The organism is Bradyrhizobium australiense (assembly GCF_013114825.1).
GTDB lineage: Bacteria > Pseudomonadota > Alphaproteobacteria > Rhizobiales > Xanthobacteraceae > Bradyrhizobium > Bradyrhizobium australiense.
In genome coordinates this window covers 863,497-886,217 of the sequence record NZ_JAAVLX010000003.1, presented here as the reverse complement: position 1 = coordinate 886,217, position 22,721 = coordinate 863,497, and the positions used below count along the sequence as shown (strand labels likewise).

The window sequence follows — 22,721 nt, the reverse complement described above, 5'->3', positions numbered from 1 at the left end:
CATGTCGTCATGCCCGGCCTTGTGCCGGGCATCCACGTCTTTGCTTCAAGTAGAGGAAAGCAAGACGTGGATGGCCGGGACGAGCCCGGCCATGACGGCTGAGCGATATTATTCAAGGGCATTGTCGCGGGAAGTTGCGCCAGATCAAGCCAAGAATGGCTCGTCCGTTCGGCTAAAACCCTACTGCCGGGCGATGGTATTGAGCTTCTCCAGCCGGTCCTCCATGGCTTGGCGGAGATCATAGCCGCGGCGGCCGAATGAGGCGTTGCGCTTCTCGACGAAATCGCGCTGTTGCCGGGTCAGCGCCAGCGCGGCGCGATGGCTGGCGGTTTCCGCGTTAGCGATCACCCACAGGAATACAGAGCCGCGCAGATAACCGGCCGCTCGGCGGTCGTTTGGGCGCTGGCGCCGGTGGAAGTCGGCATGGCAAGGGTCGACGCCGCGCTCGCGGCAAATGGCGAAATGAATGATCTCATGATCGGCTCTTGAAACGTTGGCGTGTTTTGCGGCTAACGCCGCTGCCGCCAGTCTGTCGCAACAGCGCCTTCCAAGGTTCGAAAGGCGGTGCGATCTGCCGCCAAAAGACGCTGTTTCGGGATGAAACACCCCGTTTTCGTCAGTATCCATCGACTCCGTTGATCTGCTGCAGGCGGTCGCGCATGGCCTTTTTCAGATCGTAGCCGGGCTGGCCGAAGGAGGCATTGCGGCGGGCGATGTATTCCTCCTGCTCCCGCCGCAGCTTGCGCGCCTGCTGTGGGGTCATCTTCTCAGCGGCCGCCCTGACATACGAGCCCTGGACCTCGCGATCGAGATCGGCAAGTTCGGGATTGGCGCAGATCGCCTTTTCGACCTTGCGGCGAGCAGTGGCGCAGTTGAAGCTCGGCTTGCCGGCGACTGCCTTCAGCGCCCCCTGCCGTTCCGCCTCCTGCGCCAGAGCCCGGTGGTTGGCTCTTGCGACAACGTGGTCCGGATTCAGCTTAATTGCCGCGGCAAAATCGGCCACCGCCTTAGGCAGATCACCTTTCTTGCGCCAGAGTTCGCCGCGCGCGTTGTGAACATCGGCCTGCGCCGGATCGAGCCGCAACACGCCGTCATAGTCGGCGATGGCGCGATCGATCATGTCCTTGCGCTCATAGGCGGTGGCGCGCGCGATGAGCGCCTTGATGCGATCGGTCTTTTCGGTCTTTGCGTTGTCGATCAGCACACTGCAGAGATGCACCGTCCTGTCGTTATCATGCGCAAGGCCAGCGGCAAGACAGGGCGCAGGATCGACCCGCAAATCCTTGGCCGGCTCGACTACTGTCGCCGATGCACCATGCGTCAACGCGACCCACAGCAGGGACACTGCTGCGATGTTGCGGATTTCGAAATGGCCTCGCATCGATTGACCTGGGATATGCTGTCGATTGCCGTCCGATCCTAGCAAGGGCTGCGCTTTTCCGACAACGCTCGCTGGCGAATTTCCTCTTTGGGCAGAGGGCGGATTTTGGCCGAAACGTGACCTACCGGAAGACGCAACAGCCTGCACGAGAAAAAATGCAATCGGAGATGAAATTTGCCGTGAACCTTTCGCTGGTCTCGCAGACTCAACAACCATGACCACATTGACCGACTTGCGTCCGCCGCGCGCCATGGCGCAATCCCAAACCGGTTACTTCTATTTCTACATGGCGCTGGCCTGCACGGCCGTCGCCTTTCTAGGCTTTGCACCGACCTACTGGCTGCCGCTGGCCAAGCGCTCGTTCTCGGCCTCGCCGGTCGTCCATTTTCACGGGCTGCTGTTTTTCGCCTGGTCGCTCTATTTCGCATTCCAGAGCTGGCTCGCCGCGTCCGGCAAAATCGCCCGGCATCGCACGATCGGGTTGATCGGCGTCTCGCTGGCGACTGCGATGACGATTTTCGGCTTCCTGGTCGCCGTCAACGCGATGAAGCGCTCCGCGGCGGCGGGATTGACCGATGAAGGAATCGCGTTCGCGATTGTTCCGCTCAGCGGAATTCTGTTCTTCGCCGTGGTGTTCACGCTCGCGATTGCCGCCATCCGGCGGCCGGAGACTCACAAGCGGCTGATGCTGCTGGCCGGCATTTCGATACTGGACGCCGCGGTCGCGCGCTGGTTTCTCACCTTCCTCGCGCCTCCCGGCCCGCTCGGCCCGCCGCCGGTCCCCGTGACCATTCCGCCCGCGTTCGTCGCCTATCTCCTGCTGGTGGCCGCCATCGTTTTCGACTGGCGCACGCGCGGCCGGCCGCATCCGGTCTACGTCTACGGCGGCATTGCGCTGATCGCGGTAAAGCTCCTGAACTGGCCGATCAGCGTCACGGCGCTCTGGCACTCCTTCGCGGGTGGTATTTTGGCGATGGCGCAGTAGCCGACAAACGCGGCTTTGCGGGCGAAGATTGGCTTTTTCCGGTCAGGAAGGCTTTTCCAATCAGGAGGACTTTCCTGTCAGGAAGACTTGCCGGGTTTAGTGCTAGATTGGTGATGACATCGATCTCGACCGGCAGGAATCCCGGATTTGCTAACGTTCGAATGGATTATTGGGCTGCTGCTTGGCGCGGTGCTGCTTTCCGCGCTGGCACGGCGGCTCCAGGTACCCTATCCGACATTTCTCGCCATCGGCGGCATGTTGCTGGCATTCCTGCCTTCCGGCCCATCGTGGACGATGGAGCCGGAACTGGCGCTGGCATTGTTCGTGGCGCCGGTATTGCTGGACGCCGCCTTCGACACCTCGCTGCGTGACCTCCGCGAAAACTGGCTGCCTATCTCTACGCTGGCCGTTGTCGCGGTCGGCCTTACGACCGCGTCGGTCGCGGTGTTGGTGCACTGGCTTCTACCGGACATGCCCTGGGCCGCTGCGGTTGCACTCGGCGCCATCGTCGCGCCGCCCGATGCAGCGGCAGCGACCGCTATCCTGCGCCAGGTCAAGCTGCCTTACCGCCTCCTCAAAATCCTCGAAGGCGAAAGCCTGCTCAATGACGCCAGCGCGCTGTTGATCTATCGCGTCGCGGTCGGCGCCGCAGCAGTCCAATATTTCAAATGGAGCGAGTATGCACCCTCGATCGCGTTCGCGTTGGTCGGAAGTCTGCTGGCCGGCTATCTGTGCGCCCGGCTTTGGATGCCGTTGACGCAGCGGATCAAGGAAGCGCCGAGCGCGATCATCGTGCAATTCGCCGGCACGTTCACGGTATGGATCGTGGCCGAGCATGTCGGCCTGTCCGGCATCCTGACAATCGTCGCCTACGCCATTACGCTGGCGCGCACCGCACCGGCGCAAATGCCGGCGCGGCTGCGTGTGCCTACCTATGCGGTGTGGGAAACCGTTGTTTTTGTTCTCAATGTGCTGGCGTTCGTCCTGATCGGACTGCAGTTGCGGCCGATTTGGGAACGGCTCGATGACCCTGTGCGATTGAAGTATTGTTTGGCCGCCGCCGCCGTGCTCGGCATTGTAATCTTAACGCGCATCGCCTGGGTCATGTCGTATGGCATGGTGCTTCGGTTCGTGGCCCCGCAGCATGTCTTTCACCCGAGGCGACCGATGGCCGCGCCCACCCTCCGCGCCGGCATTGTGGTCTCCTGGTGCGGGATGCGCGGGATCGTCACGCTGGCGGCGGCGTTCGCGCTGCCCGAAAATTTTCCCTATCGCGATCTCATGCTGCTGACGGCGTTCGCGGTCGTGCTGGGCTCGCTTGTGCTTCAGGGCTTGACGCTGCGGCCATTGATCGCGGCGCTGCGGTTGAAGGACGAGAATCCGGTGGCATCAGAAGTGGCGCGCGCCCGCGCGGTGGCCTATCGGGCGGCGCTGGATGAGATCGACGGCGACCCGTCCGAAGCAGGCGAGATGCTCCGGCTGGAATACCGCGCACTATTGCTGCGCGCTGAGGAGGATGGCGGCGTTCGCAGCGGCGAACTACCGGCCGACCCGTTGCGCCGCCGCGCCATTCGCGCCGCGCGGCAATCGATTCTCAAGCTGCGGCAATCCGAGGAAATCGGCGATGATGCATTTCACCAACTCGAGGAGGAACTCGACTGGGCGGAATTGAGCGCGCAAGGGTGAATACGTCATCGCCATTCCGCGTTCGCAGGGATGAAGAGATCAACTCGACTTCACCGTGATCCCGCCGTCGACCACGAGTTCGATACCTGTGACGTAACGGGATTCGTCGGAAGCGAGAAACAGCGCGGCATTGGCGACGTCCCACGCGTCGCCCATGTGCCCCATCGGCACCTGCGCGTCGCGCGCCCGCCACATTGCTTCGACGTCGCCGGCCGAATAACTTGCTGCAAGGCCGGCCGAGTGCTCGACCATCGGTGTCTTCATCAGGCCCGGCAGGATGCAATTCACGCGGACATGATCTTTCGCGAATTGCACGGCAGTCGTGCGCGTCATCTGGTTCATCGCCGCCTTCGAGGCGCCATAGGTGACGTACGAGATGCCGAGATGGCGAATGGATGCGATCGAGGAGATGTTGATGATCGAGCCGCCACCCTGCTTCTGCATCACGGGAATGACGTGCTTCATCGCAAAATAGGCGCTCTTGAGATTGACGGCGAAGACGTGGTCCCAGCTCGCCTCGTTCACCTCGACGACATTTCCCATTTCGGCGATGCCGACATTATTGTCGAGCACGTCGATGCGGCCATAGGCGTTCAGGCACGCCGCCACCATCGCCTCGACTTCGGCTTCGCGGGAGACGTCGGCGGTGAAGGCGACAGCCCTGCCACCCTCCTTTGCGATGATATCGACGGTTTCCTGCGCAGCGGCCGCATTGCGATCGACACAGAACACATGCGCGCCCTCGCGCGCAAAGGTGACGGCGGTCGCCTTGCCATTGCCCCAGCCGGGACCGATCGATCCCGCGCCCACCACCATCGCCACCTTGTCCTTGAGCCGTTCCATTCGACTTTCTCTCCCGGGATGTTTCTCGTTTTATTGCGGCGCGCATGCATGCGCGCATCAGAAGATATTCAGGGTCCGGAATAGGACGGACTGCGGCCCTCGGTCAACCTGTCCGAAAAGCTAGAGCAGCGACCTCGACATAGACCGAAAAGCCCCTTGCCACGGTTACCCAAATTGGACTGAATGCGCCCGCGAAAGGCCCCGCGGAAGCCGGGTCTGGAAGTTAACGGGGTCCCCGGGGAAAGCATGGCAGCAGACAAGACAACGCCGGCCAATGACGAGGTCGTTGCGGTATCCGACGAAGCGCTGCAGAAGGCAGAATCCTTCGTCCAGGCGGAAGAAGGCGCGGCCAACCGCCTGATGGGATGGCCAGGCAGAATCTCGACCACGATTGCCGTGGTCATGAGCCTGTTTCATCTCTATGCCGCCTACGCCATCGTTCCAACCCAGGAATTGCGCTACACCCACGTCGCCTTCACGCTGGTCCTGAGCTTTCTGCTGTTTCCGCTGGCGGCGCGCTTCCGCAACCGCGTGCGCTGGTGGGACGTCGTTCCCGGGATCGTCGCGGTCGCGACCATCATCTATGCGCTGTGGGGCGGCGAGGATTTTACCGATCGCGCCACCGTACCCGAACGCTGGGACGTGATCGTCGGCATCGTCTTCATCGTGCTGCTGCTGGAGGCGACGCGGCGGACCACGGGTGCGATCATGCCGGTGGTGTCGATCCTGTTCATCGCCTATGCGATGCTCGGCCCGTATTTGCCGGCGCCCTGGACCCATCGCGGCTACGACCTGGCCCGCCTGGTCGGCCACCTCTTCATTACGCTGGAAGGCATCTTTGGCGTCGCAGTCGATGTCTCGGCGACGCTGATCATTCTGTTCACGATCTATGGCGCATTCCTGCAGCATTCCGGCGCCGGCAAGTTCTTCATCGATTTCTCGCTGGCCTTGATGGGCGGAAAGCCGAACAGCGCCGGCCGCACCGTGGTGTTATCGTCGTTCCTGCTCGGCGGCCCCTCCGGATCGGGCGTCGCCACGACCGTGATGATCGGCACCGTGGCCTATCCGATGATGGCCAAGGCGGGCTTTGAGAGGAACGCCGCGGGTGGATTGCTCGCAGCCGGCGGGTTGGGCGCGATCCTGTCGCCGCCGGTGCTCGGCGCCGCCGCGTTCCTGATCGCCGAGTTTCTCAAGATCAGCTATCTCGACGTGATCTGGATGGCGACCATCCCGACCTGTCTCTACTACATGTCGCTTTTGTTCATGGTCGAGCTGGACGCCAAGAAATTCCACGCCAAGAACGTGACTTTCACGCCCGAGATGTCGCTTGGCCAGATGACCAGGCGGTACGGCTTCCACTTCGTCTCGCTGCTTGCCGTGGTCGTGTTCATGGTGATCGGCTACTCGCCGTCGCTGTCGGTGTTTTACGCCATCGTCGTTACATTCGCGCTTAGCTTCCTGCGCCGGGAGACTGCGTTGATGCCGAGCAAGTTAGTGAAGGCACTGGCCGACGGCTCGATCGGCGCGCTCAATGCCGCGACCACCTGCGCCTGCGCCGGCATTGTCGTCGGCGTCGTGACGCTGACAGGCCTCGGCCTGAAATTCTCGTCGATCGTCATCAGCTATGCCGGCGGCAGTCTATTGTTGACCGCGATCTATACTTCGCTGATCGTCTGGATCATCGGCCTCGCGGTGCCCGTGACCGCCTCCTACATCATCTGTGCAGTCATCGCGGCGCCTGCCCTGATCAAGCTCGGCGTGCCCGACTACGCCGCGCACATGTTCATCTTCTATTATGCCGTGCTGTCGGAGGTATCGCCGCCGACAGCACTGTCGCCATTCGCAGCGGCGGCCATCACCGGCGGAGATCCCTACAAGACCACGCTGCAATCCTGGAAATACACGCTGCCGGCATTCCTGGTGCCTTTCGTGTTCGTGCTCGACCCGCAAGGCGGCGGCCTGCTGATGACGATCCCCAAGGGCGGATCGTGGGTCGACATTCTGGAAATCACGATCAAGACAAGCCTGGGGCTGCTGGCGCTGGCTGCATTTGCTCAGAACTGGGCGCTGCGACAAAATACAGCGGTCGAGCGCGGCCTGCTTCTGCTATCGGGATTGCTGCTGGTGTTCCCAAGCCTGATTGAGGCAATCGTCGAATGGATCACCGGACGCGATATCAGCTACACCTACGTGCCGGGCCTGATCATCGGTTTCGGCGTATTGCTGTGGCAGGCCAGAACGCGGTCGCCAGAGCGACCCGCGCTCACAACATAGAGAAGAAGCGATTGAGGAGACAAAAATGAAAAAAACCACAGCAATACTGGCGATGGCTTTGGGGCTTGCCTTTGCCGGCGCAGCCCATGCGCAGCAGAAAACCATGTCGATCGGCACCGGCGGGACCGGCGGCGTCTACTATCCGCTCGGCGGTGCGGTTGCCAACGTGCTCTCGAAGAATCTTCCCAACGTGCAGGCTACCGCTGAGGTCACCGGGGGCTCGGTCGACAATCTGAAGCTGATCGGCGCAGGAAAAAGCGAACTCGGCTTCACCATGGCCGATGCCGCGCTCGATGCATTGCAAGGGCAGGACAAGTTCAAGAGCGGCAAGGTGCCGCTGCAGGCGCTGCTCGTGGTCTACCCGAACCGCATGCATGTGGTGACGGTGGAAGGCACCGGCATCCAGACCATGGCGGACCTGAAAGGCAAGCGCGTCTCGACCGGATCGCCCGGCAGCGCCACTGAAGTGATGGCATTCCGCGTCATCGAGGCGGCCGGCCTCGACAAGGATAAGGATATGAAGCGCGAGCGGCTCGGCGTTGCCGAATCCGTCAATGCGGTCAAGGACCGCAAGATCGACGCCTTCTTCTGGGTCGGCGGCATTCCGACCGCCGCAATCACCGATCTCGCGGCGACGCCGGGCCTGAAGATGAAGCTGATCGACCATGGCGATCTGGCCGAGAAGATGAACGCCAAGTACGGCAAGCTCTATTCGTCGAGCAAGATCAAGGCGGGCTCCTATCCCGGCTACGACAAGGACAACTCCATCACCGAAGTCTGGAATTTGATTGTCACCGGCGACAAGATGAGCAACGAAGACGCCTACACCATCGTCAAGACGCTGGTGGAGAAGAAGGCCGACATCGTCGCCGTGCACAAGGAAGCCGAGAGTTTTTCGCTCGACAACCAGGTGCAGGAGCGCTCGCCGATCCCGTTTCATCCTGGCGCGTTGAAGTACTTCAAGGAGAAGGGCATCGGCGGCTAAGGCAACGTGCTCTAGCTCATTCGGCTTGCTTCATAGTGACCGCGGTCTGCCGAGGACCGCGGTCATTGTTTACCTGAAAGCGGGGTGCGTCGCGGCATTGCTGCTCCTGCGAAGGAGCGTTCAGGCGATGTTCGCAAGCTATGAACATCGCGGCGCCGGCGAGCGACCACAGGCGTTAACATGCGAGACTGATCAAATATTGCCCAACCGGGGCATCAGCGCGTTGAAGCCGATGAAATCAGCCGATGGACTTGCCCCGGGCGCCGGCTTACTGCTCCGCGACCAGCAGTTTCTCTAAAATTTTATTCTTGTCGGCGGCTTTAACCCTACTGAAGTAATCATGTGACCTCCCGCAAAATTCCATGATTGCGACCGCAACGCGGATGTACCACTAGCGTGGGGTATCTGTTGGGAGGGCGGCATGGAGCACATCAACTTCAACGAGTATTCACGCGCGGCGCACTTTGGGCATCGGAAACTGACGCCCAGAGCCTGCGTCGTGGACAGCAAAAAGCACCTCCGATCGTTCCTTTCCGACGCTCTCGAGGATCTCGGCTTCGTGACCTGCGAATGCGGCCAGGCCGGCGATTTGGCAGGCGTACTACACGCGGAGCAGCCCGACCTGATCGTGCTTAGTGTGTGCGCCGACGGGATCAATGTCGGCGAAATTCTCGAGGCCATCGTCCGGAAAAACTTCGGCGGCAAGGTTCTCGTGATCGGCCAACCCGACGCGATCATGGTTAAGGCCGTCAGGCAAATTGGCGAAGAATACGGCATTGCCATGCTGCCCTCGTTGCCGACGCCATTCGGCGCGGCGAGCCTGCGCGCCAGCCTCGCGACGCTGCTGCCTGCCGAGCCGGCGCCAAGCCCTGCCGTCGATGTCGCCGAGGCGTTGAAGGCCGGCTGGCTCGAATTATGGTATCAGCAGAAGATCAACACCCGTACGCTGGTCCCCAGCGGCGCGGAGGCGCTGGTCCGGATGCGGCATCCAGCCTGGGGCGTGGTCCCGCCGGCCTACTTCATTCCCGACGATAGGGATCCGCATTTTCGCAAGCTCTCCGAATTCGTGATCGGCCGCGCGATCGAGGACTGGCGCTATCTGCTGGAGAGCCAGGGTCCGGTCGACCTTTCGATCAACCTGCCGATATCGTTCTTCGGCAACGCAGCGGCGGTGCGCGATCTGTGCCGCGCCATGCCTGCCCACCCCGCATTCGCTGGACTTTTGATCGAAATCAACAGCAGCGAGGTGGTCGACCATCCGGATCTCGCAGTGGATGTCGCAAGACGGCTGCGCCTGCATAATATCGCGATCGCCATCGACAATGTCGGCGCGGAATGGCCGTCCCTCCTGGAGCTTCGGAGTTTCCCGTTCGTCGAGCTGAAGGTCGACCAGCAATACGTCAAGGGCTGCGCGGACGACCGTCTGAAGCAGACGGTATGCCGACGCATCGTCGAATTGGCCCGGGACAACGGCGCTCGCGCCATTGCCCAGGGCATCGAGACCCGCGCCGATTATCTTGCCGCTCACGAGATGGGATTCGACCTGGTCCAGGGCCATCTGTTCGGCAAGCCCGTCGGGTTGCGCAAATTCGCGCGGTCACGCCCTCAGCTTGCAGCCGGCTCCGAGAAGGCTCTCTGAGCGAGGCTCACTCGAACTTCATGTCGATGCATTTGGAGATGTCGGAGCCGAGACCGGACGAGATGATGATGCAGCCGCGCACCTTCAGATTATTGTTGTCGCTGGCCCACACCGCATAGCCGCCGGGACCGAAGAACGAATTGGTGTTCGGCGGCTCGGTTTCGGTAGCATCGAACGAATAGTTCGCGTCGGTATCGAAGATACGCGGCTTCTTGGCGCAGCCGCCGTCGGCCTGCACATTGATGACTTCTTTGTTGTCCCGCGTCAGCGCAAGCGAGACCTGGCAGCGGAAATACTCTGACGTCTTGGTGTTGAACACATACGCATAGGATTTGCAGGTCGCCGTGTTGAGCTTGCCCGGAGCCAGGCCGCGGCTGCAGGCAATCCGCTGGTTGTTGGAGAGCTTGAAATCGTCGGCCACTGCCGCTTGAGCCAGCGTCATGAACGACAGCGCAACACCAATACCGATCTTCATGACGTGATTCATCCTGACCATCCCTATGACGTTTTTCGCAATGCATGCTTGTAGCCGGAAACGCGAACATAGTCGCGAAGGCGAAAGCGGGAAATCACAAAGTCTCAAGAGCGCTGTGATGCGTCAAAGGTGGCAATTGACGGCGCAAAGCCGTTCGTGATTTGTTCAAAGCGCGAGGCAAGAAGCCGAATTGCGGTCGGGAGGATGGATGATGACGAGCATATCAACGACGAAGGTTTTGACGGTGGTCGTCCTGGCCGGGTTTTCGTCCGCCGCATTTGCGCAAGGCGCCGCGCCGACAGCGTGGGAGCTGAAGCCCGACATGGGCTATGCCTACGGCAGGGACGGCAAGACACTCGCCTACAAGATGGGCACCAACAATGCGGGCCTGCTGCTCAAGGGCGCGAAGAAGGTGCCGAAGGGCACCTTGTTCTTCATCGGGCAGAACGGGCAGCTCTATATGCGCTCAGGCCCGTATCTCGAGGGCGACGGCAAGTTCATGTTCGGGTCGGAGTGAGCTTTCTTCCTTCTCCCCCAAGGGGGAGAAGGAAGAGGCAACTAAAACGCCGCCGCCAGTTCCTTCGCGCCGGGCTTGCTGGAGTTGAAATCCATCCGCTCGTCGGTGACCGCCAATAGTTTCGCCACCGTGCTATGGCGAGTCGCGACGGGGTTGCGCTCATAGCCACCGCGCTGGAAGAAATTCGAGGTCGGCACCTGCTCGCGCATCGCCTGCGGCATCGTGACCATGTCGAGCCCGGTGCCGTCGCCGGTCAGGTTCATCATTTCGAGTTCGGCTGCCGTCAGCGGGCGGCCATAGCCCTTGGCGCGCGCGAAGATCACCGAGGTCAAGAGCTTGTGGGTCTGCAGCATCGGTCCGACGTCGACATCGAGCACCATGGCGTGCACCGCCCAGCCCTGCGGGGTATTGGCGAGCTTCTCATGCTCGGACCAGGTGTCCGGCACCGTGCGCGTAAACGCCACCATTCTTTTCAAGACGGCCAGCTTGTGGTCCATCGCCTTGCGCGGCGCGCCCGACAGCGTCGCGGCCCTTGCCGTCAGTTCCTTGATGAATTCATGGCCCTGTTCGGAGAGCAGCTCGACGCTATTGGTGGTGAGCAGCTGATTGTAGCCGATCGCGGTCGAGATCGCGCGCGAGCCTGGCTTCGAGGGGTTCAGCCCCGACTGCATGTCGTAATTGCCGTTGCCGCCGGTCTCGAACGAATAGACCCGCACTGCCTGCTCGCGCGTCAGGCCCGCGGCCAACGCGTAGCGGACATAGGCGCGCTTGAATTCGACCTCGGTTGTCGGCCGTTGCGGCGTGAACTGGAAATGCTCGGCGGCGGCTTTAAGAAAATCGGCAACCACCGGCAGCGGCTTGCGCTCGCGCGGCGGCTTCTCTTCTTCCGGCTCCGGGCTGACGGGGCGCTTCGGACCGGTGTAGACCGGCGGCTGCGTCAGCACGTAATCGTCAAGCGTGATGGTCTGGCGCTCCCGGCGCTTGGCGTTGCGGCCCTTTCGCTTCTCGGAAATTGAGGCCCAATAGGCGCCCGCCTCCTCTTCGAATGCGGCGCGTGCTTCCTGATACTCCTTCAGCTTGCGGCGGTATTCGGCGATCGCCTGCGGCGAGGCGGCTTGTGCCATCGCATCGTCGGTCGAGAGCGGGAGCAGTTCCGTCGCCACGGCGGGCGGCGCACTCGCGAGCAGCGCGAGCGCAGCTAATCCGGAACCGATGCGAATCAATGGCAGGCGCATGGCACCGTTGTAGCAAGCGGCGCCGCGATGTCAGCCCCGAAAGGGAGCGACATTAAGTGGCGCTCTTTCTTCCTTCTCCCCTTGTGGGAAGAGTGGCCGCTTACTCCTGTTCGACGCCGCTGGCCTTGACGAGCTGCGACCACTTCTTCTCGTCCTTGTCGATGAAATCGGCATAGTCTTCCGGCGTTCCCGGGGTGATTTCGGTGCCGTCATTGCCCAACTGCTTCTTCACCTCGTCGGAAGCGAGCGCGTCGCGCAGCGCCTTGTTGAGTTTGTCGACGATCGGTCGCGGCGTGCCGGCCGGCGCGGCAAGGCCGTAGTAGAGTGAGGCGTCGAAGCCGGCTAGCCCCGCCTCAATCAGCGTCGGCACATCTGGCAACAGGCTCGATCGCACGGTGCTGGTGACGGCAAGCGCGCGCAGCTTGCCGGCAGAGACATTGGCGTGCGAGGCCGGGATCGGCGCGAACGCCATCGGGATGTGGCCGCCCAACAGATCCGTCAGCGCCGGACCGGTGCCTTTGTATGGAATGTGCACGAGCTTGATGCCGGCGGCCCGGGCGAAATATTCGCCGGTGATGTGGCTGGCGGTGCCGGCGCCGGCGGAGCCGAAATTGACCTTGTCCGGATTGGCTTTGGCATAGGCAATCAATTCGGCGACGCTCTTGGGCGGGAACGATGGATGAACCACGAGCGAATTCGGCGCGTTGCCAATCATGCCGATCGGCGCAAAATCCTTGCGCGGATCGTAGCCGGGGTTCTTGTAGAGCGAGGGACCGATCGCCAGCGTGCCGGTGTAGCCCAAGAGCAGCGTGTAGCCATCGGGATCGCTCTTGGCGACCGCCTTGGTGCCGACCGTGCCGCCGGCGCCGGGGCGATTGTCGACCACCACCTTCTCGCCGAGCAGTTCGCTCATCTTGTCGGCAATGGCGCGGCCGACGATCGAGGTGCTGCCGCCGGGCGCAAACGGAATGACCAGCGTGATGGCGCGAGCCGGATAGGTCTGCGCTCGCGCTGAATTGGCGGCGACCAGGACGAGAATAGCGGCTGCTAGGCCAAACCATTTTTTGCAGATGAGCATAAGGGCGGACTCCCGGGACTATTTTTCTTGTTGGTCCCGTATCGTCGCCCAAATGACCCGACTGCGCAATCCGGCTCGCGGCGCGCCACGGTTCCGCCATTGCGAGGAGCGCAAGCGACAAGCAATCCATTTCTAAGCAAGTGACGAAATGGATTACTTCGCTCCGCTCCAATGACGGACTACCTCCAGGCGAACACCGGCTGTTCCAGCTCGGCTACACGGGTCTCCCGGCCCGCCAGCACTTCGGCAAATTGATAGATCAGCGCCGCCGTCGGCGCGTGGATGTGCTGGCCGGCATGGCGGAAGCGGATCACGCGCCGCGTGCTTTCGGGAATGGTGGTGAAGCTGAAGACGTCTTCGCGCTCGATATCGCCGAGCGCGACGCGATGCACCGAGGCAACCTCCGCCGGATTGGCGATGATATCAGCGCTGGTACTGACCCAGACCACCACTGGCGTAATCAGATAGCCTGAGCGCGTCGGGTAATCGTCGAGCAGGCCCAGCACATCGCCCTCGCCGAGGCCAACGCCGAGTTCTTCGTGAAGTTCCCGCAGCGCGGCCTGCGCCGGCGTCTCGCCATGGTCGCAGCGTCCGCCCGGCAGCGCCCATTGGGCGGCGTGGGCGCGCAGGCTTGCGGCGCGGCGGGTCAACAGAAACGCCGTGCCATCATCGCTTCGGGCTTCCGTCAAGGCGATAGCGACCGCTGCGCGCTTCAGCTCAGGCACGGCGCCGTCGGAGGGCGTCCGCGAAAATGCCGCGCAAAGCTCTGCAATATTCCGCCGTGTGGTATCGTCAAATGGCCTGACCATCCCGCTTGACTACAACACCAGCGCATCAGATGAAATGACCCCGGACAGCAAGACAGCCCGCAGGAAACGGAAAGCGCGACATGACAGCCAAGGCCGCGGACAAGCTCAAATCCGACGGCTGGAAGATCGTCGAAACCACCGGCTTCCTGCACCTGATCGGCCCCTTGTGGCAGCGCGTCGTCGACGGCGCGCACGAATATGCGCTTCTGACCGAGGACAAGCACCACAACCGCCGCGGCTTGGTGCAGGGCGGCGTCATCATGACCTTCGCCGACCGCACCTGCGGCATGACCGCCCGCTTCGTCTCCGGCAAGCCGACGCTGGCGACCGTGCAACTCGATACGCACTTTGTCGAAGCCGGCAAGATCGGAGAGGTTTTGGTGTCGAAGCCGCACGTCGTGCGCTCGACCCGCAGCCTCATTTTCATAACAACGGAAGTGACCGTCGACAAACGCTGTATCGCGATGGCGAGCGGTGTGTTCAAGATATTGAAGAGCGAGGGTTAGGCGCGGTCTTACCTCGCTCCGCGCTTGCGGGGAGAGGTCGGATTGCGCGAAGCGGAAATCCGGGTGAGGGGCTCTCTCCGCGAATCCCTCTGCGGAGACAGCCTCTCACCCCGACCCTTTCCCCGCAAGAGCGGAGCGAGGGGAGCAGATGCAGCGATTGTGAGGATACAGCCATGCAATACCGCCAACTCGGCCGCAGCGGCCTGAAGATTTCGCCGATTTGTCTCGGCACCATGATGTTCGGCGGTCCGACCGACGAGGCGACGTCGTCGCGCATCATTGCGAAAGCGCGCGAAGCGGGCATCAACTTCATCGATACCGCGGATGCCTATAATGGAGGCCAGTCCGAGCAGGTGGTCGGCCGTGCGATTTCAAGCAATCGCACGAACTGGATTCTGGCGACGAAGCTCGCCAACCAGATCGGCGACGACCCCAATCGCGGCGGGCTGTCGCGGCGCTGGGTGATACAGGCCGCGGACGAAAGCCTGGAGCGGCTCGGCACCGATTTCATCGACATCTACTATCTGCACAAGGAGGACCATGCGACGCCGCTGCAGGAGACGGTGCGCGCGATGGGCGACCTGATGCGCCAGGGCAAGATCCGCTATTTCGGTGTGTCGAACTACCGCGCCTGGCGCGTCGCCGAGATCTGCAACATCTGCGACAACAACGGCATCGGCCGCCCGATCGTCAGCCAGCCCTACTACAACGCCATGAACCGGATGCCGGAAGTCGAACACTTCCCGGCCTGCGGGTATTACGGTCTTGGCATCGTGCCCTATAGCCCCTTGGCGCGCGGCGTGCTGACCGGCAAGTACCGGCCGGACACTGCGCCCGACCAGGACACCCGCGCCGGCCGCGCCGACAAGCGCATGATGCAGACGGAATGGCGGCCGGAATCGCTCAAGCTCGCGCAGGAGATCAAGCGGCACGCCGAGGCCCGCGGCATCACCGCCGGGCAGTTCGCGGTTTCCTGGGTGCTGAATTCATCATGCGTGAGCGGGGTGATCGCGGGCCCCCGGACCGAAGAGCAATGGGATGACTACATCGAGGCGCTCGACTATCGCTTCACGGCGGAGGACGAGGCGCTGATCGACCGGCTGGTGGTGAGCGGCCATCCCTCGACGCCAGGGTTCAATGACCCGGCCTACCCGATCGAAGGGCGGCGGGCGCGAACGGACGACCGGCGGTCGATGAGCTGAAAGGCGGATCCGCAAGCCCCACCACCTTGCGTTGTACCAATACTAGAACGCTCGGTAACGGGATAGTAACCTCGGCCGTGGAAACTTCCTGGTTCAGGTGGGAGGTCCATGTGGTGGACGAGCACAGAATAGCACCACGGCGTCGGCTCTTGAAGTCGGGCAAGATTTCGTTTGGCGGCGGCGCCGCCATCGATTGCACAGTGCGCAATCTTTCCGAAACCGGCGCGGCGCTCGAGGTGATCTCCCCCGTCGGCATTCCCGAACGTTTCACGCTGGTGATCGAAGCCGACGACATCCATGTGCCGTGCCACGTCGTGTGGCGAAAAGAGACGCGGATCGGGGTTCATTTCGAAACGTCAACGCGTCGTCGCGCGCGGCACGCGACCGCGCACGACTGAACACACGCCGAGTTTCCGGATTCGAAGAGTCAGTGTCTGGATTCGAGACTAACGATGACTCCTGTCGGCTCGGGCTCGTGCGGCGACAGTTTCGTGAGCGTCTCATCGCTCCAATAAGCAAGGTTTACAATCATGCCGATTGTGGTTTCCCGCTCGGAAGCCTCGGTCGGCTCAAGCACGTTGAGGCCGCCGCTGTCGAGGAAGAATGTATGATCGCCAAACATGCTGGCCAGTTGCGGGACCACCGGATGATCGTCGGGAAGCGCCTGGGCTTCGAATTGCGTCAGAGCGCGTTCCACCTGTGCCGAGTTCAATTTCATGCAGGACTCCTTACTTGGCTTCTGGTTGGTGAGCACCGCGTGGCGGCCTTGACCGCACGCGGCCCTCTTCTGCGGAGGGAATGACGTCAAGCTCATCGGATCCTGATCGCTCGTCCCCGCCAGCGCCGCGCGCCGGCTCGCAACTTCGCTTTCAATTCCGCAAGCAAGCCGAATTGAATTCGGGACAGTGGTGCCTCTTTGCGCCGCTTCAAGCCGGCAACAAAATTAAATTCGCAATGTTCCGCTGAAGGGCACCTTTAAAACCCATTGTTCCGCACGCTCGCCGACATGGCGAGGCCATAATCGGCTATTTCGCGTCGGGAATGGGATGCCGCCTTGCCAGTTCATCGAGCGGCAGATGCGCTTCCTCGTCGCTCAGCGCGAAGCGGACGATGACATCCTGGCGGCCGATTTGCCCCCAAAGCCCATCCGACGACCATTTCTGCGGCGCCGGTCCGCGCAGGCCCTCGACCCAGACAAAGTACCATTCCGTCATCGCAGCACCTCTTGGGTATTGGATTGGGTTTTGGACCGGAACCCGATGCGTCGTGGCCTCGTTGAAGGATATCGCAGGCCTCGAAAGTGAAACAGGCCGCTCGGCTCGCGCCGGTTGCTTCCGAAAACGACGTAGCGCGCTGCCGGAAGCCTCATCCACATCCTGAGAGAGGGATTTCGCCATGGAGATCAGGAATTTCAAGGACATGTACCTTGCCGAACTGCAGGAACTGGTGAGCGTCGAGGAGCAGCTTGCCGAAACGTTGCTGCGCATGGCGGCAGCCGCGTCACACCCGGCGCTCAAGGACGCGCTGGTGGACCACCGCGCGGAGACGGTCACGCAAAAGGACCGCCTTGTGGCCATCCTTCGCCAGCATGGCGCCGACCCAGCAGCGCATGTCGACCAGGCCATGGAGGCTCTCATCCGTGAGACCCGAAAGATGCTCGGCATGTTGGAAGGCGACGATCTTCGCGATGCGGGCCTGATCGCATCCGCCCAGAAACTCGAGCACTATGAGATCGCTGCCTACGGTTCGGCCGCCGCCCTTGCCGGTCAGTTGGAACTGCGCAACGACCAGGCGACGCTGCACAGCAGCCTGATGGAAGAGAAAGCGATCGATGCGCTGCTCACCGATATCGCCAAGGGCGAGGTCAATCCGGACGCGCTGGCGGCGTGACTCGGGGCTGCTTGCGCTCGGGAAACGCCAGACTGCACCAGCATCAGGTGCAACGTTCCGTGGATGTGACGCTGCCGGTCGGGACGGCGACACGCGGCGACCGTATCTGCTGAGCACGCAACGTTCGGCTGCGGCTTGAACCTTTTGCGGCCCGGCGACGACAATCCGGATCATAGAGGATTGTCGTCATGCATTCGCCAGAACCAGCCGCACGGTCTGCATCGAACAGCAGTCCTTTCCGCCGCATCGCTGTGGCGCTGATTCTCGGCGGGCTCGTCTTTACCGTGCTGTGGATCATGGTGTTCAGCATGGTCACATCGGTGCTGATCGGAGCCGGTTGCTGCGTCGTGATCGTTGCAGCAAGCTCCGCGTCGGATATGGTCGAACTACTGCTTGATGCCGTGGCGTCCGTGATCTTTGGCGTCGTGGCTGTCATCGCGGCGATCTTCGGGGCGATTTTCAGTCTGTTCGGGATCTAGGCCCGCTGTTTTTCAGTCATCTCAGAAATAAGCGCAAATGCGCTTGTCCTAAGCTGACGGAGATACTGCGAGGTCGGCGCCAAATAGTTTACCCTGTCGAGATGAAATGGCTCCTGACAGCGGCGGCTTTGGCATGCAATCCCGGCGACCGCCTGGTTGATCTGCGCGACAAGATTCCGCGCGGGCTGAACGCGCATTCTACATCTACCAGCCGGGTTTTCCCGACAGCATCAAGCATTGCTGCGGCAACAAGCGTACGTCCATCATCAAGGTGCCCGCTGTCGACGGACGCTTTTGCATCCAGCAAGGTCAGCCGCAGATGAAATGGACGTGCGGGCGCTGTTCAGGCGGATATTCAGATGTAGTTGGAGCCGGCAGATCGGGCGTCTCGAAGGATGTGGCCACAGACGGGGGCCTTATGGTTCGAGGCTCGCGGAGCCAGTCATCGGGGCCGCGCTTCGCGACCGTTGGCGCTCCTCACCATGAGGGGCTTATGACGCAGTAAGGTTAGTCAAACAAACTCACGTCCGGTCTTCGCCCTCGCGACGCTCTCTGAAATGGGGAGTGGCAGCCTCGTCATGACCGCTTCGGCTGCTGAAGAACATTAGCGCCATCAGGCCGCACCCGATCAGAAGCGAGAAGAACGTACCGAGGCCAAGCGCGATCCAGCCGTGCGTGCTCATCGGAACATCGCTGCTTGCGTTCCAGACGTAAGCGGCCCACGCGCCGGTAACGACAAGCAGCGCGGCAAGTACAATGAGCAGGACGATTTGTCCTGCGCCGACCTTGGATCGTTCTGACGATTGCGGCATGCACCAACTCCAACTTCCGCTGAACCAAACGGATTGGAGCGTGTCCGTTCCCAACAACTTACGTTTTCTTCGCTTCAGAGCCTTCAGCCACACGCTTGCGGCTGCTGCCGGCTTTCCGCATCAACGCAAATGGAACTGTGTTCCAGGTCGCCGGCTTCAAGCGAATTGCGCGAGGCCGTGGCCTACGGACCAATTTTCTTTCGCGGACTCCAAAACATTCACGAACACGTCCTCCGGACGAATGCCGGGGCTTTCGCCAAGCAGCTCCGCGGTCGGGCGGAACAGCGCTTTCTTCTGTTCTGATGTACGGGTGTTGAACACAGTGATCTGGATGAACACGACATCGTCGCTCCGCGCTATGCCATAGGCGTCGCCGTAGCGGAAGTTCGCGGCCTCATGCTCCGCGATGGTCATGAACTGGTCGTCTTCGGGCACGTCGAGCGTTTCGCGCATCGCGCGGTAAACGCTGTCGAAGATCGCCTGCCGGTAGGCTTCCGGCTTGCCGGCGCGCAATGAGATGTGAATGAGCGGCATTGCGGATCCTTATCCGAACCGTCGCGCGGAGGCGAGCCATCGCGGCTCCCGTGCTGGTGGTTCACCACGAAATGAGCTATCAAGCCCGAGGGATTTTTGACACAGTGTTGAAAACCACGTTCTTGACGTCATGTCAAATACTATTAGGCGCGCGTCAGGCAGTGGAATTCATGGGCTGCAGCGGAGGGAAATGTGAGGCCGCGCGAGTTTGACCACGACGACGTCCTACGCATCGCGTTCGATCAATTCTGGCGCAAGGGCGTGCGCGGCACGTCGCTCTCGGACATCGCGCGCGACGCCGGCGTCCAGCGCGGCAGTCTCTACAATGCCTTCGGCAGCAAGGAAGCGCTGTTTCTAACCGCCTACGAGCGCTATGCGAGCGATTATCTCGGCTCTGTCCAAAAGGCGCTCGGGTCGGGGACCTTGCGAAAGCGCCTGACGGCGTTTTTCGATCTGACAATAAAAAACCTTCGTTCCGGCTCGCCGCCCCGCGGATGTCCCACCACGCGGGGGCTGATGGAGCTCGCATCGGTCGAAGGCGAAGGGCTGGACGAGACCGCGCGCAAAATGTTCGCGGATCTGGTGGCGCGCATCACCGGCCTGGTTCAGCAAGCCTTCTCGGAGGGCGTCGAACGAGGCGAGTTCAACGGAGACCCCGAGACCGCCGCATTGCACATCGTCACCGTGACCCGCGGTTTGGCCGTGCTCGAACGCGCGTTTGGGGATGAAGCCCAGCTTCGGAAGATCGCCAGGCACACAGTCGATCTCGTACTCGGAAACCGGTAAAGCGGCACGACGCCGATTCTGATGTCCGGCCGCCAAAGGCGCGCGCGTCATTTCGCAACGCGCGCTTCCTCCTTCCTGGTCACATGCCAGATCACGACATGGTAATGCGGCACGTCCACTCCGGGGTGACCCGGGTTAAAGTAGAGGCTGACGTGGTCGAGCGCTGCGCCAGCGAAGCCCGGCGCCTCCAATAGCTTGCGCTCGTCGACGTCTCTTGTCGGGACCATATACACGGTCGCCATCAAGCGATCCTTGCGGTCGAAGCACAGGAATGGTCCGAGCGGCAAAGTTTCGGGCTTGACAAAGAGGATGCCCAGGCTGGGAAAGAACTTTGGGAAGTTCACGAGGTCGCTAACGCGCTTGTATCCGTTCTTTTCGGCAATCTTCCGCTGATTTGGACGCGGACGAACGACGTGGTGCTCCCTGTGCGCTTTGCCGCCTCTGCGAGCGGCTGTTTTGGCCTTGCCGATCTTGTCGGCCTTTTGCACCCTGGTCGGCGCGCGCACCTGCGGCGCCGCGGGTTGGCTGGACCAAATTGGGGCTGACCAAACTGGGGCTGGCCAAACTGGGGTTGACCAAACTGCGGCTGGCCGAACGGAGGTTGGCCAAATTGGGCGGCAGACTGCCTCACGTCGGCGATCAATCCGAGCAACGCGACCAGAGCAACGGTCGCCAGCGCATTGCGCATCGTGATCTCCCGACCTCTGTTCACCAGCCCTGCTTGCGTTCTCGCCACCGCATGAAGTCCTGGAACAACTCTTCGCGGTCCGGCGGATTGCTGGTTCGCTTCTGCTCGAGGAACCGGCCGAACGCCTTGCGAAGCGCGGCCTCTCCGCCCGATTGCCGCTGGAGCCAGCGCTCTGCCGGTCCAAATCGCCGCCAACCGGGGAGCACCTCATGCAAATTTACCTCTCGCCATTTGGGATGGTGAGCGTCGCCGAGAAATTCAGGAAACCGCGAGAACAGCGTCTCGACAAAAAATTCAAGGAGCTGAAACCGCTCGCTACGGGTCGGCCAGTTGTAGGCGAAAAGAGCGCATTTGATCGCGATCGTGTCGACGCTTTCACCGCTCCCAACGATGTTTGGGTAATCCTCGCGGCGGAAGGTCGATGGCAGATAATCTTGCTGCAGTGCTTTGGAATAGGGAATCGGCAGCAAGTGAATGCCATCAGCTTGCGCGTAGCGGGCCAGGAGGTTGACCGGTTTTCCCGAAACCAGCAGGCTGGCGAAGATCTCCCCCTTCCTCATCCCATCCAGCGCGGCGTCCAGCCCCAGGTTCAATTCGCTTATCTTTACTTCCAAACGGTTGAGCACCTCACGGCCAAGCACAGCGGCAGCACTGACTTCTTCGCCGAGATTCACCCTCTTTCCCTCAAGATCTGCCAGGCTCCTGATCTCAGACGGCGCGAGGAGATGGAACTCTTCGACAAAAAGTGGGGTGATGTAGACGAGCTTGTTCTGGATGTCTGCGATCGTTCTTGTTTCCCGGAGCCGGTCGACCAGGACGAATGGCGCGATCGCCATGTCGGCACCTGCCAGCGTAAGCACGTCCCTGATGTTGCGGATGCCACCGTTTCCCACCATTGGCAGCACCCGCAATGCGACCTCGCCGCGAGGCCCGGTCTCCTGGCCGCTTGCCAGCGTGGTCGCGATGTCTTGAGCTATGGCGAACTCGGTGCTTTGCGGCGGACCGGTTACCAATCCCGCGGTGTACGGGCTCACAGCTACTCCCGCTTCCTTCCTGGGAGGGCTTTCCTTCGGCGCAGACACTTTGGCGGGTTCACTCGGAGAGACAGATGGTCGGGTTTGGGCGAGGGCCACCTGGACCTGTTGGCCGAGCCAAGCCACTGCAATGAATGCTGTCAACAAACCGACCCGCACCGCTCCGCAGGCCTTCATTGTCACACCTGTTCGTAAACCAGCCCTCTGGGCGTGACGTTCGCTCACTGTCGGCGAAAAAGCTTGAGCCGACACATACCAGCCAGGTCAGAAGCACGACCGGCGGAATGGATTTACTTCGCTTTTCCAACGCGCCTAGACCAGCGGCGTTCCTCGTCGGAGATGTCTGCGGCCAACGGTCCGCGTCCGTTATGGGTCAAGCTGACATCGCGGCAGCATCAGCCACCTCCCAAAAAGTCAAAAGCCGAAGTCGGCTGAAACAGCAGCTGTGTCGGCTACGCGCCAAATGCGCCATTCCGCCGATCCATCACGGCGGAATCTTGCGGGAAGAATTTCTCGTTCCGCTAAAACTGACATCCTACGCCGTCGCGGCCGCGGTGGACGTGCCGCGCACCCGAATCGAACGCATCGCGCGCGAAGAAAAGCCGTTACGGCCGACACCGCGCTGCAGCTCGGCAAGTTCTAAAGCCGGCGCCGCCTTCTGGACGAACATTCAGGCGGGCTACGATCTCGAAACAGCCGAAGACACGCTTGCGCCGCAGATCAAGAAGATCGCGTCCTATAAGGCAGCGTGAGAGCGACGGCGCATTTAATCAAGCGAGATTGTTTAGTGCACTGTCACCGCAATTCACCGAGTACCCCCGCCTGCAATAGTCGTGCGGCCCAACTACCCGCTTCGCGTGTACGCCCTCGCGCGGGGAGGATG

Annotated in this window: 26 protein-coding genes; 13 read left to right on the top strand and 13 right to left on the bottom strand. The window is 61.7% G+C overall.

The features are described from left to right. Window positions 1-180: 180 nt before the first annotated feature. Window positions 181-627 (bottom strand): hypothetical protein, encoded by a 447-nt coding sequence (locus HCN58_RS11270; RefSeq protein WP_171579388.1) that lies wholly within the window; start codon window positions 625-627, stop codon window positions 181-183. After that, entirely contained in the window at window positions 617-1,381 is a 765-nt protein-coding gene (locus HCN58_RS11265) for a tetratricopeptide repeat protein (RefSeq protein WP_171579387.1), read from the bottom strand. The genes HCN58_RS11270 and HCN58_RS11265 overlap by 11 nt, the downstream gene beginning before the upstream one ends. Before the next feature lie 214 nt (window positions 1,382-1,595). On the opposite strand from HCN58_RS11265, the gene HCN58_RS11260 reads away from it, so the two are divergent. Together HCN58_RS11260 and HCN58_RS11255 are read left to right on the top strand one after the other, a co-directional pair. Then, window positions 1,596-2,366 carry a hypothetical protein gene (locus tag HCN58_RS11260; RefSeq protein WP_171579386.1) on the top strand — a complete coding sequence of 257 codons (771 nt, stop codon included), beginning with the start codon at window positions 1,596-1,598 and terminating at the stop codon, window positions 2,364-2,366. 147 nt (window positions 2,367-2,513) lie between these two features. After that, window positions 2,514-4,052 carry a cation:proton antiporter gene (locus HCN58_RS11255; RefSeq protein ID WP_171579385.1) on the top strand — a complete coding sequence of 513 codons (1,539 nt, stop codon included), beginning with the start codon at window positions 2,514-2,516 and terminating at the stop codon, window positions 4,050-4,052. A 39-nt stretch (window positions 4,053-4,091) separates the two neighbouring features. Here the strand turns inward: HCN58_RS11255 and HCN58_RS11250 are convergent, their stop codons facing one another. Then, a complete protein-coding gene (locus HCN58_RS11250; protein WP_171579384.1) occupies window positions 4,092-4,895 on the bottom strand; it encodes an SDR family NAD(P)-dependent oxidoreductase in 804 nt (267 codons plus the stop codon). A 246-nt stretch (window positions 4,896-5,141) separates the two neighbouring features. Between HCN58_RS11250 and HCN58_RS11245 the strand changes: the two genes are divergently transcribed. From HCN58_RS11245 to HCN58_RS11235, 3 genes are all read left to right on the top strand, one after another. Next, a complete protein-coding gene (locus tag HCN58_RS11245; protein WP_171579383.1) occupies window positions 5,142-7,169 on the top strand; it encodes a TRAP transporter permease in 2,028 nt (675 codons plus the stop codon). 25 nt (window positions 7,170-7,194) lie between these two features. Continuing rightward, on the top strand, window positions 7,195-8,154 hold the full coding sequence (locus HCN58_RS11240) for a TAXI family TRAP transporter solute-binding subunit (protein WP_171579382.1): 960 nt from the start codon (window positions 7,195-7,197) through the stop codon (window positions 8,152-8,154). Between the two features lie 421 nt (window positions 8,155-8,575). Continuing rightward, window positions 8,576-9,793, top strand: a complete 1,218-nt coding sequence (locus HCN58_RS11235) for an EAL domain-containing response regulator (protein ID WP_171579381.1) — start codon at window positions 8,576-8,578, stop codon at window positions 9,791-9,793. Window positions 9,794-9,800: 7 nt separating this feature from the next. Here the strand turns inward: HCN58_RS11235 and HCN58_RS11230 are convergent, their stop codons facing one another. Further along, the gene (locus HCN58_RS11230) at window positions 9,801-10,280 is read right to left on the bottom strand and encodes a hypothetical protein (protein WP_171579380.1); all 480 of its coding nucleotides are present in this window, start codon (window positions 10,278-10,280) and stop codon (window positions 9,801-9,803) included. Window positions 10,281-10,479: 199 nt separating this feature from the next. Here HCN58_RS11230 and HCN58_RS11225 point away from each other — a divergent pair, with 199 nt between their 5' ends. Further along, entirely contained in the window at window positions 10,480-10,785 is a 306-nt protein-coding gene (locus tag HCN58_RS11225) for a hypothetical protein (protein WP_171579379.1), read from the top strand. Between the two features lie 41 nt (window positions 10,786-10,826). Here the strand turns inward: HCN58_RS11225 and HCN58_RS11220 are convergent, their stop codons facing one another. From HCN58_RS11220 to HCN58_RS11210, 3 genes are all read right to left on the bottom strand, one after another. Further along, window positions 10,827-12,020, bottom strand: coding sequence for a hypothetical protein (locus tag HCN58_RS11220; protein WP_171579378.1), 1,194 nt, complete (start codon window positions 12,018-12,020; stop codon window positions 10,827-10,829). Window positions 12,021-12,120: 100 nt separating this feature from the next. Then, window positions 12,121-13,098, bottom strand: coding sequence for a Bug family tripartite tricarboxylate transporter substrate binding protein (locus HCN58_RS11215; RefSeq protein ID WP_171579377.1), 978 nt, complete (start codon window positions 13,096-13,098; stop codon window positions 12,121-12,123). A 179-nt stretch (window positions 13,099-13,277) separates the two neighbouring features. Further along, complete coding sequence (locus tag HCN58_RS11210) at window positions 13,278-13,907, bottom strand: NUDIX hydrolase (RefSeq protein ID WP_171579376.1); 630 nt, start codon at window positions 13,905-13,907, stop codon at window positions 13,278-13,280. Between the two features lie 80 nt (window positions 13,908-13,987). Between HCN58_RS11210 and HCN58_RS11205 the strand changes: the two genes are divergently transcribed. The 3 genes from HCN58_RS11205 (at window position 13,988) to HCN58_RS11195 (ending at window position 16,013) form a co-directional block, all read left to right on the top strand. Beyond that, window positions 13,988-14,413: a PaaI family thioesterase gene (locus tag HCN58_RS11205; RefSeq protein ID WP_171579375.1), complete on the top strand. Its 426-nt coding sequence runs from the start codon at window positions 13,988-13,990 to the stop codon at window positions 14,411-14,413. A 173-nt stretch (window positions 14,414-14,586) separates the two neighbouring features. Beyond that, window positions 14,587-15,615, top strand: a complete 1,029-nt coding sequence (locus HCN58_RS11200) for an aldo/keto reductase (RefSeq protein ID WP_171579374.1) — start codon at window positions 14,587-14,589, stop codon at window positions 15,613-15,615. A 113-nt stretch (window positions 15,616-15,728) separates the two neighbouring features. Then, entirely contained in the window at window positions 15,729-16,013 is a 285-nt protein-coding gene (locus HCN58_RS11195) for a PilZ domain-containing protein (RefSeq protein ID WP_171579373.1), read from the top strand. Between the two features lie 29 nt (window positions 16,014-16,042). Here the strand turns inward: HCN58_RS11195 and HCN58_RS11190 are convergent, their stop codons facing one another. Both HCN58_RS11190 and HCN58_RS37050 read right to left on the bottom strand, forming a co-directional pair. Continuing rightward, complete coding sequence (locus HCN58_RS11190) at window positions 16,043-16,333, bottom strand: hypothetical protein (RefSeq protein ID WP_028348084.1); 291 nt, start codon at window positions 16,331-16,333, stop codon at window positions 16,043-16,045. A gap of 307 nt (window positions 16,334-16,640) precedes the next feature. Then, window positions 16,641-17,030, bottom strand: a complete 390-nt coding sequence (locus tag HCN58_RS37050; RefSeq protein ID WP_311966796.1) for a hypothetical protein — start codon at window positions 17,028-17,030, stop codon at window positions 16,641-16,643. 4 nt (window positions 17,031-17,034) lie between these two features. Between HCN58_RS37050 and HCN58_RS11180 the strand changes: the two genes are divergently transcribed. Both HCN58_RS11180 and HCN58_RS11175 read left to right on the top strand, forming a co-directional pair. Beyond that, window positions 17,035-17,505: a YciE/YciF ferroxidase family protein gene (locus HCN58_RS11180; RefSeq protein ID WP_235983533.1), complete on the top strand. Its 471-nt coding sequence runs from the start codon at window positions 17,035-17,037 to the stop codon at window positions 17,503-17,505. Window positions 17,506-17,693: 188 nt separating this feature from the next. After that, a complete protein-coding gene (locus HCN58_RS11175; RefSeq protein ID WP_171579371.1) occupies window positions 17,694-17,984 on the top strand; it encodes a hypothetical protein in 291 nt (96 codons plus the stop codon). Window positions 17,985-18,505: 521 nt separating this feature from the next. Here HCN58_RS11175 and HCN58_RS11170 read toward each other — a convergent pair. Both HCN58_RS11170 and HCN58_RS11165 read right to left on the bottom strand, forming a co-directional pair. Next, complete coding sequence (locus tag HCN58_RS11170) at window positions 18,506-18,796, bottom strand: hypothetical protein (RefSeq protein ID WP_171579370.1); 291 nt, start codon at window positions 18,794-18,796, stop codon at window positions 18,506-18,508. A gap of 156 nt (window positions 18,797-18,952) precedes the next feature. Next, complete coding sequence (locus tag HCN58_RS11165) at window positions 18,953-19,330, bottom strand: tautomerase family protein (RefSeq protein ID WP_171579369.1); 378 nt, start codon at window positions 19,328-19,330, stop codon at window positions 18,953-18,955. Window positions 19,331-19,522: 192 nt separating this feature from the next. Between HCN58_RS11165 and HCN58_RS11160 the strand changes: the two genes are divergently transcribed. Further along, window positions 19,523-20,116, top strand: coding sequence for a TetR/AcrR family transcriptional regulator (locus HCN58_RS11160; RefSeq protein ID WP_171579368.1), 594 nt, complete (start codon window positions 19,523-19,525; stop codon window positions 20,114-20,116). A 47-nt stretch (window positions 20,117-20,163) separates the two neighbouring features. Here HCN58_RS11160 and HCN58_RS11155 read toward each other — a convergent pair whose 3' ends face one another. Next, the gene (locus tag HCN58_RS11155; RefSeq protein ID WP_210265931.1) at window positions 20,164-20,622 is read right to left on the bottom strand and encodes a hypothetical protein; all 459 of its coding nucleotides are present in this window, start codon (window positions 20,620-20,622) and stop codon (window positions 20,164-20,166) included. A gap of 202 nt (window positions 20,623-20,824) precedes the next feature. Next, on the bottom strand, window positions 20,825-21,838 hold the full coding sequence (locus tag HCN58_RS11150; protein WP_311966795.1) for a TAXI family TRAP transporter solute-binding subunit: 1,014 nt from the start codon (window positions 21,836-21,838) through the stop codon (window positions 20,825-20,827). A gap of 134 nt (window positions 21,839-21,972) precedes the next feature. On the opposite strand from HCN58_RS11150, the gene HCN58_RS37405 reads away from it, so the two are divergent. Next, window positions 21,973-22,590, top strand: a complete 618-nt coding sequence (locus tag HCN58_RS37405) for a HigA family addiction module antitoxin (protein WP_376701167.1) — start codon at window positions 21,973-21,975, stop codon at window positions 22,588-22,590. The last annotated feature ends 131 nt before the right edge of the window (window positions 22,591-22,721 follow it).